The sequence below is a fragment of the Novipirellula caenicola genome (assembly GCF_039545035.1).
GTDB classification, from domain to species: Bacteria; Planctomycetota; Planctomycetia; order Pirellulales; family Pirellulaceae; genus Novipirellula; species Novipirellula caenicola.
Genome location: NZ_BAABRO010000001.1, coordinates 496,106 through 511,648, shown reverse-complemented (window position 1 = coordinate 511,648; position 15,543 = coordinate 496,106). Strand labels below are relative to the sequence as shown.

The window sequence follows — 15,543 nt, the reverse complement described above, 5'->3', positions numbered from 1 at the left end:
GGCCGGCAATCATCCTCCACGCTCTGGCGAGCGTAGCTACGGAACACAGATGCCGTAATTTGCCATCTCCAAATGCTTCACAGCGTTCGGTAAAACGGCCAATCGATTGAAGGACTCCTGCTTAACTGCTTAGCCCTGATCGTTGCTTCGCTGATGTCGAACGTCCGCGTTGCCTCGAAAATTTCGGCGAGGCGGCCGCACGCTGCCGCCAAGCTCTCGGAGTTGGGTTTTGGCTCGCGATTTGCATTGAACTGTGTTTATTGTCGTATCTCTACGCGATTACACGGTTTATGGATCTCAGCTAAATGAACTTTCGATCTCTGCTTTGGCCGCTGCTGATCGCAGCGTTAATTTTTGCAGCGTCGGGGTTGTTGGTGCCCTCGCTGAGTGTCCTGTTATTGGTTTTCGCCGGATTGCTGTTTGGCGTCTTTATAAATGGCTTGGCAGACTTCGCGACTCGACATTCTCCCCTTTCTTATCGTCTCGCGTTTGCGCTGGTGGTGACGGTGCTGCTGCTAATGATCGGCGGTGGCATTTATTACCTGGGGGCACAAATGGTTCAGCATGTCGATGAGCTCTGGAGTCAATTACAGACGTCTCTGCAAGATGCCACCGAGCGACTGCGGCAATACAAGTTTTCGAAGCAATATTTGCCTGATTCGGAACAAGTGCAAACGTTGATGAGCCAGCAGGGCGAGTCGGCTGTTGCGAGTCTGATGGGCGGACTGCGATCGGTTGGTTGGGCAATGACCGGCGCGATCGTGATCTTTTTTGTAGGAGCGTATGCTGCCTATGAACCTCGGCTCTACTGCCGCGGACTGACCAAGTTGTTTCCGAAAGAGCGACGGGGCCGCGTGTCGGATGTGTTGGAACAACTGCGTTCCGCGCTTGGGCGTTGGATCGTCGGTCGTGTGATGTCCATGACGCTCGTCGGAATCTTGACCGCGATCGGGCTGTGGTTTCTGGATGTTCCATTGCCGATCACGTTGGGCGTTGTCGCCGCACTGTTGACGTTTATCCCGAATATCGGCCCGCTGTTGGCCGCGGTCCCCCAAGTCCTGTTGGCCTTGAATGTCGGGACCGAAACCGCAATCTATGTGATTATTTTTAATCTTGCCCTGCAGGGTATCGAGAGCTATTTGATCACGCCGATGATCCAGCGACACGAGGTCACATTGCCTCCGATTTTGACCATCGCTGCTCAATTATGGATGGGGGTCATCGCCGGAGTGATTGGGATCATGATGGCCGCCCCCTTGGTCGTCGTGCTGATGGTGCTGATTCAGATGCTCTACATCCACGATCGCCTGGGGGATTCCCATCCCGGCGAATTAACAACGGATTAGACCATCTAACCGTAGTGGACGAGGCAACGAGTCCGTGCAGCACTGGTAGTGGACGAGGCAACGAGTCCGTGCAGCATAGGTAGTGGACGAGGCAACGAGTCCTGCAGAATAACTATTGGGACTCGTGGCCCCATTCGGTGCAAGTGACGGACGGGACTCGTTGCCTCGTCCACTACGGGATTGCGGTGTGACCGCGTGCACGTGTGCTAGTTTGACGACGCCGTTACTGATTGATTGACGTGCGCGAGAACTTGATCGAAAAACGCTTGTTGAATATGCGTTGGTGCTGCGTGTCCCATGTGGGGTTCGTTGATCATGCGTTTCTCGCCCTGCAACGCGTTGTAAGCAGCATAGCAGCTGGACGGAGGACAAACCGAATCGACGAAGCCCACGCTCATGATCGCTTCGGCTCGGCATCGCGAGGCAAAGTTGACCGCGTCCACGTACCGCGATGCTTCCAACACCTTGGCGTCGGGTTGGCCATTTTCGGTGTTGGGCACCAGTTTGGGCCATCCATTCACGCGGTCGGCCACGACGCCGGTGTGATCACAGATTGCGGGAACCCCCGGTGCGATCATGGTCACGCGTGAATCCAAGCCTCCGGCGGCAAGCGATTGTCCACCGCCTTGGCTGTGCCCGATCACGATCACATCGCGGCCATTCCACTGGGGCTGGGATGTCAGAAAGTCAATTGCTCGTACGAGTCGTAAGAACATGCCACGGAAATAGCTGGTGTCGCGATCGTCACGTCCTTCGTAGCGGTAACTTTTCAACTCACCACCACTAAGGCTCGCATAGAACGAGTCGGGTTTGCCATTGGGAATCCCATGAGCGTTGATGTCCATCGATAGCATGCCCGCTTTGGCGCCCTTGACCGCGTTTCCTAAACTGGAACTGCGGACCCCCGCGCCGTGCACCCATAAAATCGCTGGCAAGCTGTTGGGTTTAGACTGCTTCGGTTTTGCAAAGTATCCCGATACCGGAGCACCGCCCAGACATGGGACTTGAACGTCAAAGCACTCAATCGATTCGTCTTTGTAGTCCACCGGCGTTTCGGTTGCATCAGCGGGGATCTCCGCCAGCAACCTTTTCTGCTCGTCCCAGTACGCGTCAAAATCATCAGGCACTGGCAAGCTGGGTTGGATCTCAAGCACCGAGAATCCCACGCCGACTGCGGCCTTGATCGTTTTCCCTTCGCTCGGTTTGTAGGTGACCGTGCAACGCAGAAACCCCGGTTTCGTACCTTTCACGACAACGCGAGCGGGGGAATCGCCGAGGGGCAGTTTGCCTTGGGGATAGCCGCCGGCATCTCCGACTTTTAGAAAATCGTCAACGACGTAACTGAGCGTTCCCTGCTGGACCGCTTCTCCGTCCTTTTCCAACGTGACAAGAAAAGCTGCTTCTTCGCCAACCTCGTACAGTGCGTAGTCGTGATCGGTTGCCACGCTCAACGAGAGCCCCTCAGCCGCCACTGCGATTCCGCCAAGCAAGATCAAATTGGCACAAGTGACAACGAAAAGTCTGCGGCAGACGCCGTACGAGAAAGCAGGCATGAGGGATTTTCTTTCGTGGTAGGAATCGAAGGAGGTGTTTTACCAGGGATGGAAATCAGGGGGTGTTGTAGCGTAAGCCGTCAAGACTTTCGTTGTATTGACCAATCGATCCGAATCTCTTGACGAGTTCGGATTGCCTGAAATTTAAGTCTGACAAAGCAGAAGCAAGGTTGGAGCGAGGCTAGCCGATTTCGGTGCCCTAGGGCGTGTCGTCATGGCATGTCACCCCACAGCATTGCGGATGGCGTTAAAGTATAGTGGAGTTCGCTGCGGCCTGCTGCTCGCAGCGATTCGGAATCAAACTTCGCTCGATAAAATTGGTTTGCCGATCGACGCGTAATGTCCGAAAATCGTCACGGCGTCCTGTATTCTATAGACTCCCCTCAATCTACTTCCCCATTGGAATAAAACTGCCATGATTCGACGAAAACCTTTTGGGCTGGTACTCGCATTTTCGCTGCTTCCGATTTCACTCGGCTACGCGGACGTCACGCTACCTGCCATTTTCTCGGACCATATGGTTTTGCAGCAAGATCGTGAGTTGCCTGTTTGGGGCTGGGCGGAACCTGGCGAAGAAGTACGGGTGGAAATCGCAGGCCAGACGAAAACGGTCAAGGCGGGCGAAGACGGTAGTTGGTCTTTAAAACTTGATTCGCTAAAGCCCGGCAAGCCCACCAAGATGAAGGTCGTTGGGAACAACCAGATTACGATCGACGATGTCTTGGTAGGCGAAGTTTGGCTGGGATCAGGTCAGTCCAATATGGCGATGACGGTCAACCGTGCGAATGACTTTGCGGATGAACAAAAGAAAGCGGAGCTCCCATCGATCCGAATGTTCAAGGAAGTCTCGGGAAGTTCGCCGACGCCCACCAAGGTCGGCAAGGGAGAGTGGCAAGTGTGCTCGCCCGAGACGGTGGGTGGATTCTCTGCAACGCTGTTTTTCTTTGGCCGCGAAATCCACTCGGATCTCGATTTGCCTGTGGGGTTGATCAATTCATCGGTGGGGGGAACGCCAATCGAAGCGTGGATCGACGCCGACGTGCAACGTGCCCACCCGGACCTGAAGCCGTTCTTTGCGGCGACGGAAAGTCGAAAGACTGTCGATAGCGAGACGCAACAAGCAAACTACGAGCGAGCGCTTGCACGTTATCAAGCTGAAGCCAAAAAAGCCAAGGCCGAAGGCAAGCCGCTTCCCAAAAAGCCTCGTGATCCCGCGTCGGTCCAAGCTCGCAAGGGGAACGTGGGCGGATTGTTCAATGGTAAGATCGCACCGCTGATTCCCTACGCCATCCGCGGCGCAATTTGGTACCAAGGCGAAGCGAATTCGACCCCGTCAAAAGCACCGTTCTATCAATATCAATTGCCGTTGTTGGTTCAAGATTGGCGGAAACGCTGGGGAGATGATCTCCCATTTGCCTGGGCCCAGTTGCCAAATTATTCGGGAAATGGTCGTGATTGGCCCACCGTTCGCGAAGCAATGCTGAAAACGTTGTCGGTCCCCAACACGGGGATGGGGATCAACATTGACATCGGCGACAGCAAAGACATTCATCCCAAGAACAAGCAGGAAGTCGGACGTCGGCTATCACTGTGGGCACTCGGTACGGTTTACGAACAAGAGGTTGCGGCCGTCTCGGGACCGCTGCCGGACGGGCATGAGATTCAAGGCGAAAAGGTCGTCGTGCATTTCAAGCATGCCGAAGGACTCGAATCGAGCGGCGGACCGATCGTTGGCTTTGAAATCACCGCCGACGGCGAACAATGGGTGCCTGCCAAGGCCGTGATTGACGGTGAAAGCGTCGTCGTTTCCAGTCCCGACATTGATCAACCAACCGCGGTTCGCTATGCCTGGACCAACGACCCCGAGACGAACCTTTTCAACGGAGCCGGTTTACCCGCAACTCCTTTCCGAACCCTCCCGTAGTCCATCATCCGCAGTGTGCCTCGACACTCCTCACTCCTCACTCCTCACTCCTCACTTGCCGCCCCTTTCCCCGATAGGCCTTCAATGTTGCGACGACTGCGAATTCCCCTGTTCGCCACCTTGTTCATGCTGAATCCAGTTGTTGCATCGACGGCGGAACCGCTCGACGACACAAGTTCGGAAAGCGTGATTTCACGTGTCCTTTTCGGATCTTGTATCAGACAGGATCGGCCGACGCCGATCTTTTCGGCGATGCTGAAATCGGAGCCCCAATTGCTGCTGTTTCTCGGTGACAATATTTATGCTGACACCTCCGACATCAACGTGATGCGGGCAAAGTACAATGTGCTGGCTGAAAACAAAGAGTTTCAATCGTTGCGATCGTGCGGTTCGGTGATGGCGACTTGGGATGATCACGATTATGGGCTGAACGATGGCGGGGCCTCTTACCCCGAACGCGACGCGGCCCAGCAAGTGTTTCTGGATTTCTGGGAGGTACCCGAGGATTCGCCGCGGCGTCAGCAGCCAGGAGTGTATGACGCACAAATTTTTGGACCGCCAGGAAAACGCGTCCAAGTCATCATGTTGGACACCCGCTATTTTCGCTCGCCGCTAAAGACGGGGCCTCGGCAGGTCGGTGGCCCGTATTTGCCCGACGAAGATCCTGAGAAAACAATGCTGGGGGAAACTCAATGGCGGTGGCTCGAGCGGCAGTTGCGACTGCCAGCCGAGTTACGTGTGATCGCATCGGGCATCCAAGTCGTGGCCGAAGCCGCAGGACAAGAGACATGGGCCAATTTACCACACGAGCAGCAGCGACTATTTGATCTGGTGAAAAGCACCGATGCAGGTGGTGTGGTGATCGTCAGCGGAGATCGACATTGGGCCGAGGTGTCCGTCGCCAGCGACGATGTGGCATACCCGTTGATCGACGCCACTTCGAGCAGTTTGAACCAGAAGCATCCGCGAGGAACGCCGACACGCAACCAATTTCGGGACATTCCCAAAACGTATCACGAAGAAAACTTTGGCGTGATCTCGATTGATTGGAACGAGGTCGATCCGCTGGTGACGATTGATATTCTCGATATGGCGGGTGCACCGCAGATCAAGAAATCAATCCGGCTCAGTGAGTTGCAGGCCAACTAGGTGATGTCCAGCCGCCACCCGCACCATCAAGTGAGCGTCGCCCGTAGCGAAACTCGCTAACGGCTTGTTGATTTAGTCGTACGATGGACTTCCTAGTCCGTCGCATGCACCATTGACGGACTAGGAAGTCCGTCATACCCCCTTGCCGCAGGAAACTTCTTTAACTCGACAAGCCGGCAAGAGTTTCGGTTCCATCATGCCGTTCTCGTAGCGAAACTCGCGTAGAGTTTCGGCCGCCCCTTGGATCGACGAAAGTCTTCGCGACTTTCGCTACGTCAAGAATTGCCGGCGCTAGTCCTTATCGAGACTATCAAGCGTTTTGCGGATCATTTTTTGCATTTGCGGATTGTCGGCGTGCTTGTCGAGCATTTCACGCAATTGAGCCTTCATCATTTCCTTGGCATCAAGCTGGACAACATTGATGTCGTTCGCGAAGGCGTCGGCGATGGAAGATGCTGTTGCAATGCCATCGCGAACGTCCGTAGACACGGTTAGGTTGCCCGCCATTTTCTCGTACCGTTTAATCTTTCGGACAAGCGCCGGAGCTTGCTGTTGTAGTTCGTCCCACGTCTTCGCGGTGTAAACTTTTTCATTGAGACTGCCGTCGGGATTCTGCTTGCGATCACGCACACGCACTTCGATCCCCTCGTCGCTGCTCTCGCGAACCCTGAACTCTTCGGTTTTGTCGGTCACATCCATTTTCGTCTGGGTGAAGCCGTTTTCGGAGTAGATGGATCGCGAGATCTTGACGCCGTCGCGTTGGATGCTTGACGTGGACGAGGCTTGATTGGACGTCGTGGTTTTGGGATTGGCACTGCCGTACCGATTGGCAGGCTTGGTCTGGCCTTCGACCGTTGCCTCGGCCGAGCTTGTGGATTGGTTCGCCTTTGTGTCGTTGCCGTTTCGCATTTTCAGCGAAGAGGCCTTCCCGTTGGCGGCGCCCGACCCCGATGCGTTTCCGTTTGCCGATCCCGTCACGCTGCTGATGCTTCGAGTATTGCCGTTGCCGAAGCTTTGTGACGACGAGGAACTTGTAACGGTTGCGGACGAAGATTGCGTGGCCTTGGTGTCTTTGTTGTATTTGTCATCAGCATGCGTCCAAGGGATCAAGACGCACAGCATCAGCAGCATGACTGCGGTATGAATCCCACGATTACGACGAGTAGCACCATCAAAACGTTTCATTGTGTTCAACCTTTCGGAGAGAGTGTGGAATGGTTCACTGCCAGCCATCGACACGATGGTCAGCGCTGGGCGAGTGCGGGCAGGAGTGGGGCGGGCGGGTGGTTCTAGTAGTTCGATCAATAGTCGAGCGTAAGTTGCTGGCTTCACACCAGCGTAGGTCATCGCGTCCCAATCACAGGTCGATTCCATCGCGATGCGGTAGCGTCGCCGAGCCAGCCAGAGGGGAGGAAAGAAAAACAAGACGCTACAGACCAGCGTGACAAGTGTGTTCCAGTACAGGTCGCCTCGTCGGTGGTGGGCGAGCTCGTGAGCCATCGCGGCGCGGCATCCTTCATCACCGTGCCGTGATTGAAAATCGGCGGGCAACACCAGCATCGCACGCCCGTTCCATACCAATGCTGGACTCGCAAATCGATCGTTTCGCTGCAGTGTCGGAGGATGGCGAATCCCCATTTGATCCGTGATTTCACGGTACATCATTCGCAGCGCCGGTGAAACGTCATTCACCTTGCCACGACGCAGGGATGTTTGCAATTGATTGTGGCGATGGACGAACACGATGATTTGTAGTGCGATGCCGATGCCCCAGCACGAAAACAGCATCGTCGGAATGTTGCTCATCAAGCCCAGCGACGCAGCGGCGGTCGGCGGTGCAGGAAGTGGCGGCGTTTCGGTGCCCGAGACCGAGCGATGAAGTGGTTCGTCAACGGACAACCGCATCAATAAGTGGTCGGACTGTGTCTCGCGATTAATTGGCGAGGCTTTCGCGGTGGGCGACAATGCATCGATATGCAATCGGTCGCTCACGAAGGAGGGCATCGGCAATGCGAAGGGGATACACAAGACCAACAAACATTTGGCAAAACTGAAACGCCACAACCAGCAGCGTTGTTGGGGGGACAGCCATCGCGTGGCGGATTCGATCCACCACAACACGGCGATGGCGATGGTAATCGGCAGCAGCGTTCGCTGCATCGCATCGGACCAAACCATCAACCAAGCGTTCATGATTGCTCCTCTGGGTTGGTCTGTGCACTGGCTTCCAACTCGTTCACGATCTGCTTCAGTTGAGCGAGTTCGTCAGGAGCGATCGACTTGGCGTCATTCAAATACGCCACAAACGGGGCGACTGACCCGCCCAGCACTCCCTGGACAAAGTCGGACACCAAATGTTGCAAGACCGCGGACCCGGATCGTTTGGGGCTGTAGTGATAGACGTTCTTTATCTTTTTGCGACTCAGGAACCCCTTCTGCTTCAAACGGTCCATCACCGTCAGCACTGTCGTCCTCGCTTGGCCCGTTTTTTCAAACCAATACGTCGCCACCTCACGCACCGTGACAGGGTGGTTCGCATCGATAAATTGCAGGATTTCAAGCTCGACACGCCCTAGGGTGGGCGTCCGTCCCTTGGGCGATCGTTCGCTCATTGACAATAGCTCGACTAACAAAGGTGTTGGACTACATCTGTCGTCAAGTTATCGCTGACTACAAATGAAGTCAAGCGAAAACCGCGTAAAAATGGCGGTTCTTCGAATACTGCGCCGTTGGGCAGGAAAAGTCCACCGCGATCCATCGTTCGGATCGCGGAGCGATCAACGACAATACTAGAAGAAGGTCCAAAGCTGGGCGCGGACGAGTGTGCCGCTTTCGCCTGCGACGTAGCCCGTGCGAGATTGCTCGGCGGGTGAGTCGCGAATGTCCGTCACGTCGAAAGTGAATCGAGCGGACCGTGCGTCAAAGAGATGCCAATTCACTCCGGCGGCGACTTCGCTGCCGGTGCCAAAATTTCCGGTGACGGCCGAGCCTCTGGCAAACAGTTCCAATTTCTTGGGGATCACAAATACACCGCTTTGAACATAGAAGCCGCTATCGAACAGCGACTCTAATTGAGTTCCGCCCGTCCCCTCGATGTTTCGCAGCCATCGCATAAAAACTTCACTGCTGAAGCTATAGCCTTGTTTCTTGAGTCCAAGGTGAACGGTGTATAGCCACACGTCAAAGGCGTTGACGGTGATACCGGTCGCAAGTGCATTGGGTTCGATCAGACGTGTCCCGTCGCTTAGCCGAACGACCGTTTGTTCGGCGCCCGATTGATCGCTCGATGTGCTGTCGTTTTGGGTTTGCGTCAAGCCGTGGCCGAGGCGGATCGCCATGTGGTCGTGTTGTTCTTGGTCTGAAAATCCGACGCCGAAATCGCCCAGTGGTTCCCACCATGCCAAAGCAGAATAGACAAAGTTTGTATCAAGATCCGAGGATCGAAGCGTCAAGGTATTGAAACCGTTGCCAACAAAGACGGTATAGGAAACGGTGTCACCGAGTCGGCCATTTCCCCATATCCCGGCGGTAATCGAAGGACGGAAAAACGTGGTCGCGAGGGTTCGATCTGCACCCAAAGTGTAACGCGACGTTTGTTGCCATTCCCAAGTTCCCGGGACTTTGCCCAGCCCCATGTACAGCGTTAATGCATCACTTTGCCGGAACGAAATCCAGGTCAACAGGGGTTGGATGGAACTCGATGCAACCGTGCTGTAGTCGATGTTCGCATAAAATCCGAGGTCTCTGTCCAATGCATAGCCGGAAAAGACCAATCGTCCGCGGTTGACATCAAAATCGTTGCGGTTGGGGATCGCGTTTACGTTGCCCGCCGCATCGATCGTGGTCGCTTCATCGCGGCTGAATCCGGTGTAGCGAAGTTGGTTGTGGAAACCGATGGTCAACTCAAACGGTGTCTTGTCGGCATCATACGGACGCAATGTCCAACCGGCATCGTAGATCGGATAGTGAGACGGAGACTCGGGGGCTGGTGCATCAAAACAGATCAAATCGTCTTCTTCGATCAAGCCAGTGGGTCGGCGATGCTGAAGTTCGAACACGGATTGTTCAAGCTGCTCGATCCGACGCATTGCGTCCGACAGCGGCACATCAGAAGCATGGTCGCTAGCGATGAGCGGTGTTAAGGAAACTTGTTGTGATTGGGCAGGCGACGCGTAAGTCCATAGAGCGACAAGGGCGAGCAGGACGCTCGGCCAGCGGCGACCGCGATTTGCAAAATGGCCGTGCTTACGCCGCATTGCAATGATTTCCAAGTACCCGAGTCGAAAACAGCAGATCACCGGATTGGTCTGCATGTGGTGGGGCGCCGGATCGTAACGCGCCAGACATGCCGCACCGATCCCGTCCGCCAATCGAGATCGCGTTCTGCAGTCCTCCTTTCTATTTTTCGGCGAAAAAGTGAGTGCGATCCGTTAAAACCGGAAAAAAACTCTTGTTCGCAAGCTCCTCCCGAATGCCGTGAACGTTGACATTTGCGTTTCGTAGCCACGCTCGCCAGAGCGTGGACTGTTGTCGCGATAATGCAAGCCACCACCTTCTGGCGAAGGTAGCTACGCTCGCCAGAGCGTGGATTGTTGGCGCGATAATGCAAATCCCCAACCTCTGGCGAAGGTAGCTACGCTTGCCAGAGCGTGGACTGTTGGCGCAATAATGCAAATCACCACCTTCTGGCGAAGGTAGCTACCAAAATTCGTTCACGGCGTTGGGCAAGAGTCTTGGAGCCCGCGTCACGCTAGCAATCCTTCGATCACTTTGGCGGGTTGTCCATCGATCAAGGTTTGTTCGCGGCCATTCTGTTCATAGGTCAGGTGCTCGGCATCGATACCGAACAGATGCAATAACGTCGCGTGATAGTCGAAATGGTTGACGGTATTGCTCACCGCGTGATGTCCAAATTCGTCGGTCGCTCCATAGATGCCGGCTCGGAAACCACCGCCGGCAACCCACATTGAAAAGCCGTCGGTATTGTGATCGCGACCGATGTTGGCTTCATTTTGGATCACGGGCAATCGGCCCATTTCGCCACCCCAGTGCACGATGGTGGTGTCCAGCAGTCCGCGTTGTTTCAGATCCTTTACCAAAGCAGCGGCAGGCTTGTCAATTTTCCGGCACGACGCAGGCAGCCCTTTTGCGATCGCGCCGTGATGGTCCCAGTATTGGTTTTTGGTAAACAACTGCACGAAGCGAACGCCTCGCTCGATCAAACGGCGAGCGATCAAGCACCGCTCGCCAAACTCTTTGGTTTCAGGCTCGTTGATTCCGTACATCTCATGCATGGTTTTGGATTCACGACTCAGATCGGTTGCCTCATCGGCGGCAAACTGCATCCGTTCGGCCAACTCATAATTGGCGATCCGTGCTTGCAATTCATGTTCACCCGCACGCCGCTGAGCATGTCGTTTGTTGAGCGACGCCAACATCGCCAAATAGTTTTCTTGAATCTCGCCATCCAAATGCGGCGGTGGCTGTAGGTTCAAAATCCGTGGCTCGACCGGTCGAATCACCGTGCCTTGAAACAGTGACGGCAACCAGCCATTGGACCAATTCAAGACGCCTTCGACCGGCAATCCTTGCGGATCGGTCATGGCGATGTAGGCAGGTAAACTTTGGCTCTCGGCGCCCAAAGCGTATGTCAACCAGCTGCCAAGTGCGGGCCGCCCTTTCAGTGGCCGTCCCCCGTTCATCGCATGGATCGATTGCCCGTGATTGTTGACTCCGGTATGCATCGACCGGATGACCAACGCGTCGTCGGTGATCGTGGAAAAATGTGGTAGCAGCTCGGAAACATCCGTGCCGTGTTCGCCGTACTTTTTGAATTTCCAGGGCGAGCCAAAAATTTTGGAGCTCGCTTGTGCCGCGTTGTCGTATTTGATTTTGCCCGGGAATTTTTGCAGATGCATCTTGTTGAGCAGAGGTTTCGGGTCAAGCAGATCGATCTGGCTCGGTCCGCCCTGCATGAACATCGAAATCATCGCGGTGGCACGAGGCGTGTGTGGCGGTGCCTTGGGCTTCAAGTCATACCCCAACGTTCCCATTTTGGGCTTCTTCGGTTCGGCGGCGGCACGTTGGGCGATCATGCACGCCAGTGCCAGCGGTCCGCCTCGCATCATCGAGGATGCCAGGAAGTGTCGCCGAGTCGATCGTGTTTGCGAGTCGTAAAAGGTCATGGCAATTTGATTGATGTGGGAAATCGGTTAGCGAGTTGTGCTAATTCTGCGTCGCGGAAGTCGTCAAGACTTTCGTTCTAATGCGTCGGTCCTTCGAAGCTTTTGACGGCGTGTTGATTTAGTGACGTTTCCTGCGGCAAGGGGTGTATGATGGACTTCCTAGTCCGTCAATGCTGTATTGGACGGACTAGGAAGTCCATCCTACGACTAAATCAATAGCCCGTTGACGAGTTTCGCTACTACCGGAACTTGCTTCACAGCGCCGCGAGCCAACGCTAGCAGCAGACACGGATTGTTGGGGGGGACTAAGGACGTTCGGAACAATAAATGGCGGGCGGTAGTGGACGATGCTGCGAGTCTTGCGGCTTCACTGAGCCCAAAAGGACTCGTTGCCTCGTCCACTACGGAAAACGCCGCGAGTTATTCTTCCGACGGTCCTAGTCGACGTATAAAAATTCGTTGGTACTAAACATGGCTTGGCAGGCACTCGCTAGCGCCAATCGGTGTGCGGCGTCAGGAGTCAATTTGTTGTCGCGAGCTCGAAATGCGGCAGTTTGCTTTTCGACGAAGTCCATCATTTCGACAAGCACCGTGTTCTCAATCGAGCTGCCGAAGCATCGTTTCCACGCTTGCGAAATCTGCTCCGAAGGCTCACTCGATTGGCGGATCATTTGGTCAGCGAGTTGCTCGGCATGGTCGATCGCAAATTGGCTGTTCATCATCAACAGCGATTGAGGGGCAACATTGGAAAAATTGCGTTCGGTGCAGTTCGGGGACACTGTGGCTATGTCGAAAGTTTCCAACACCGCCAGCGGACGACTGCGGCGAACTTGAACATAAACACTTCGCCTCGATCGACCTTCGAACTCTTGATCGGTTCCCGTCGGTTTGCGTTCGCCATCAAGCATTTCGACGCCCAGCACGATTTGCCCCACGGAGTCTTCTTTCACTGGGACCGGAGGACCATGCATCTCGCTTGTCATCATGCCAGTTGCGGCGATCATCGCGTCGCGGATCGCCTCGGACTCCAATCGCTGAATCGACATGCGAGCGTACAGCCGATTGTCGGGATCGACTCGGTCCAGCAATTCGCTGCGGTGGGATGCCTGTTTGTAGGTGTTCGATAGCATCAGCATTCGATGCATCCGTTTTAGTTTCCAGCCACCTCGCACCAGTTCATCGGCCATCCAATCGAGTAGTTCGGGGTGTGTCGGTTCCGATCCCAGTCGTCCAAAATCGCCAGGCGAATCGACAATCCCACGGCCAAAATGATGCATCCAGACACGATTCATCAATACGCGAGCGACGAGCGGATGTTTGCCGCTGGTCAGATGCCGTGCGTAAGCGAGTCGTCGTCCGGTCGTCGAGCGATCAGGATCGTCAACTTCAATCTTCACCGGTGTGAAAGATTGCAATACTGTCAGTTCACCGGGGTCGACGACTTGTCCGAGTTGGTTGTGATCGCCCCGAATGAACAGATGAGATTTCGGCGTGTGGTTGACTGGTTCGGTCAACACACGCAGAAAGTTTTCTTTGGGGGCGGTGCTGCGAATTTCAGCGATTTCACTCTGCAGGTCGGCGAGTTCTTTTTTTGAATCGAGCTTTCGGCAAATCGCTGCCGCTTCGCGATACCGCTGGACTTCGGCAAACCCCGTCGGATCATATTTCGCGAGCGATTCGGCGGTGACCGTCTCTTCCGACGATTCTTCGCCGAGTGTTCGTTGAGCTTCGGCGATATAGCGGGCCTCACGCTCGGCAGCGGCTTTTTCGATATCAGCGGCCCGCCGTGCTCGTTGTTGTGAGTACAGGTACAGTGACCCCGCCGAGATGCTGGCGACGCTTGGATACTCGGCCAGCAACGCGACTTGCTCCGCCGTCCGTTTTGCTTTCTCGGTTTGGTAGGCGATCTTTAGCCGCGTTCGTTTGTCATCGGGCACGACCAGCAGTTCCTCGTACAGCGTGCGGTCGAGATGTTCTTGCTGTCGCTGCGTGCGTGCCGCGGTGGCTTCGTTGGCTCGCGTTTCGACCGCCTCGCGTGCCTGTTTATCTGCTTCGGTATAGAGTGAGATCCGTCGCTGCAACGGAGTTTTCCAATGCTTCCAATCCAATGCAGGTTCGAAGATCGCTCGCAGTCGATGGTAGTCCGCTTGGCTGATCGGATCATAGCGATGGTCGTGACAACGGGCGCAGCCCACGGTCAAACCAAGTAGCGACGTCGAAACAATTTCGATGGTATCCGCAATGGTCGAGTTGATGGCGAGGTCACGCTCTGGTCCTCCCGCAGCCGTCCCATCGGGAGCCATCCTTAGAAATCCGGTCGCCGCGAGTTGAGCGATTCGCTCGGGAGTCAGATCGGGAGTGCCTGCCGCGTCGTCGACCAGTTCGTCGCCAGCGAGTTGTTCGACGATGAATTGATCAAGCGGTTTGTCGTCATTAAAACTGTCGATCACGTAGTCGCGATAGAAATAGGCGAACGGACGCTCGACATCCGTGTTGGTATAGCCATCGGAATCAGCGTAGCCAGCGACGTCCAACCAGTGTCGGCCCCAACGTTCACCATAACGTGGCGAGGCTAACAATTGATCGATCAGGTTTTCGTAGGCATGGGGACTCGGATCGCGAACGAACGCCTCCACGCTTTCAGGATCGGGCGGCAATCCCCACAGATCAAACGTTGCTCGGCGAATCAACGTGTAGCGGTCCGCGACGTCAGAAAACGCTAGGCCTTGCTCGCGTAGCCGCTGCAAGACAAACGCATCAATGGGCGTGGCGACTTGCGCTGAATCCAATTGGGGAACTGGAGGACGCGTGATCGGTTGGAACGACCAAAACGCGCGTTCTTCCTCGGTGAAGTAATCGCCGTTATCGAGTGAATCGGGTTCGGCGCGAGCCGTCGGGGCTCCTTGCAAAATCCAATCACGGATCGTCGCTATCTCGGCATCCGAAAGATTTTTATCACCGGGCGGCATCTCACCCGAGGCAACTCGTTCGAGTAGCAGTGAATCATCGGGTTGGTTCGGGACGATTGCTTCGCCTGAATCGCCGCCTGTGACAATCCAGTGCCGCAGCCGCACGTCGAGTTCCGCTTCCTTGACCCCCGCTTCGCCATGGCAATGGAAGCAGTGGGCTTTGAAGATCGGCCGGACGTCTTTTTCGAACGTCAGCGATTCGGCCGAGTGGCCAAACGTGGGAACGATACTCGTCAGGACGACGAACAGCGCAAGCGAGCGGATGGCGTTCATGGTCGGTCGCTGGGGTGGGATGTAGCGGCGAGAGGCAGGTGGGAAGCCGTATCATAACCGATATCACCGCGTCGCAGGGCAGAAATCTAAGTCTATGGATTGAGTTAAAATGCAGAAATCCGCACGCCGAATTTTCTGTGATGA

At 55.2% G+C, this 15,543-nt stretch carries 9 protein-coding genes; 3 read left to right on the top strand and 6 right to left on the bottom strand.

Annotated elements, in window-relative coordinates; all coding sequences use genetic code 11:
* The first annotated feature begins 305 nt into the window (after positions 1–305).
* Positions 306–1,346: an AI-2E family transporter gene (locus ABEA92_RS01815; RefSeq protein ID WP_345682083.1), complete on the top strand. Its 1,041-nt coding sequence runs from the start codon at positions 306–308 to the stop codon at positions 1,344–1,346.
* Between the two features lie 206 nt (positions 1,347–1,552).
* Here the strand turns inward: ABEA92_RS01815 and ABEA92_RS01810 are convergent, their stop codons facing one another.
* Positions 1,553–2,899, bottom strand: coding sequence for an acetylxylan esterase (locus ABEA92_RS01810; RefSeq protein ID WP_345682082.1), 1,347 nt, complete (start codon positions 2,897–2,899; stop codon positions 1,553–1,555).
* Between the two features lie 415 nt (positions 2,900–3,314).
* Here ABEA92_RS01810 and ABEA92_RS01805 point away from each other — a divergent pair, with 415 nt between their 5' ends.
* Complete coding sequence (locus tag ABEA92_RS01805) at positions 3,315–4,823, top strand: sialate O-acetylesterase (protein WP_345682081.1); 1,509 nt, start codon at positions 3,315–3,317, stop codon at positions 4,821–4,823.
* 84 nt (positions 4,824–4,907) lie between these two features.
* Entirely contained in the window at positions 4,908–5,972 is a 1,065-nt protein-coding gene (locus ABEA92_RS01800; RefSeq protein WP_345682080.1) for an alkaline phosphatase D family protein, read from the top strand.
* 291 nt (positions 5,973–6,263) lie between these two features.
* Here ABEA92_RS01800 and ABEA92_RS01795 read toward each other — a convergent pair whose 3' ends face one another.
* From ABEA92_RS01795 to ABEA92_RS01775, 5 genes are all read right to left on the bottom strand, one after another.
* On the bottom strand, positions 6,264–8,165 hold the full coding sequence (locus tag ABEA92_RS01795; RefSeq protein WP_345682079.1) for a M56 family metallopeptidase: 1,902 nt from the start codon (positions 8,163–8,165) through the stop codon (positions 6,264–6,266).
* Positions 8,162–8,584, bottom strand: a complete 423-nt coding sequence (locus ABEA92_RS01790) for a BlaI/MecI/CopY family transcriptional regulator (RefSeq protein WP_345682078.1) — start codon at positions 8,582–8,584, stop codon at positions 8,162–8,164. Before ABEA92_RS01790 ends, ABEA92_RS01795 begins: the two co-directional genes overlap by 4 nt.
* A 177-nt stretch (positions 8,585–8,761) precedes the next feature.
* The gene (locus ABEA92_RS01785; protein ID WP_345682077.1) at positions 8,762–10,228 is read right to left on the bottom strand and encodes a porin; all 1,467 of its coding nucleotides are present in this window, start codon (positions 10,226–10,228) and stop codon (positions 8,762–8,764) included.
* A gap of 489 nt (positions 10,229–10,717) precedes the next feature.
* On the bottom strand, positions 10,718–12,157 hold the full coding sequence (locus tag ABEA92_RS01780) for a DUF1501 domain-containing protein (RefSeq protein WP_345682076.1): 1,440 nt from the start codon (positions 12,155–12,157) through the stop codon (positions 10,718–10,720).
* A 437-nt stretch (positions 12,158–12,594) separates the two neighbouring features.
* Positions 12,595–15,399: a DUF1553 domain-containing protein gene (locus ABEA92_RS01775; RefSeq protein ID WP_345682075.1), complete on the bottom strand. Its 2,805-nt coding sequence runs from the start codon at positions 15,397–15,399 to the stop codon at positions 12,595–12,597.
* Positions 15,400–15,543: the final 144 nt, after the last annotated feature.

Coding starts and splice junctions, on each gene's coding strand:
- ABEA92_RS01815 (WP_345682083.1), top strand. CDS start 306: ATGAACTTTCGATCTCTGCTTTGGCCGCTGCTGATCGCAGCGTTAATT.
- ABEA92_RS01810 (WP_345682082.1), bottom strand. CDS start 2,899: ATGCCTGCTTTCTCGTACGGCGTCTGCCGCAGACTTTTCGTTGTCACT.
- ABEA92_RS01805 (WP_345682081.1), top strand. CDS start 3,315: ATGATTCGACGAAAACCTTTTGGGCTGGTACTCGCATTTTCGCTGCTT.
- ABEA92_RS01800 (WP_345682080.1), top strand. CDS start 4,908: ATGTTGCGACGACTGCGAATTCCCCTGTTCGCCACCTTGTTCATGCTG.
- ABEA92_RS01795 (WP_345682079.1), bottom strand. CDS start 8,165: ATGAACGCTTGGTTGATGGTTTGGTCCGATGCGATGCAGCGAACGCTG.
- ABEA92_RS01790 (WP_345682078.1), bottom strand. CDS start 8,584: ATGAGCGAACGATCGCCCAAGGGACGGACGCCCACCCTAGGGCGTGTC.
- ABEA92_RS01785 (WP_345682077.1), bottom strand. CDS start 10,228: ATGCGGCGTAAGCACGGCCATTTTGCAAATCGCGGTCGCCGCTGGCCG.
- ABEA92_RS01780 (WP_345682076.1), bottom strand. CDS start 12,157: ATGACCTTTTACGACTCGCAAACACGATCGACTCGGCGACACTTCCTG.
- ABEA92_RS01775 (WP_345682075.1), bottom strand. CDS start 15,399: ATGAACGCCATCCGCTCGCTTGCGCTGTTCGTCGTCCTGACGAGTATC.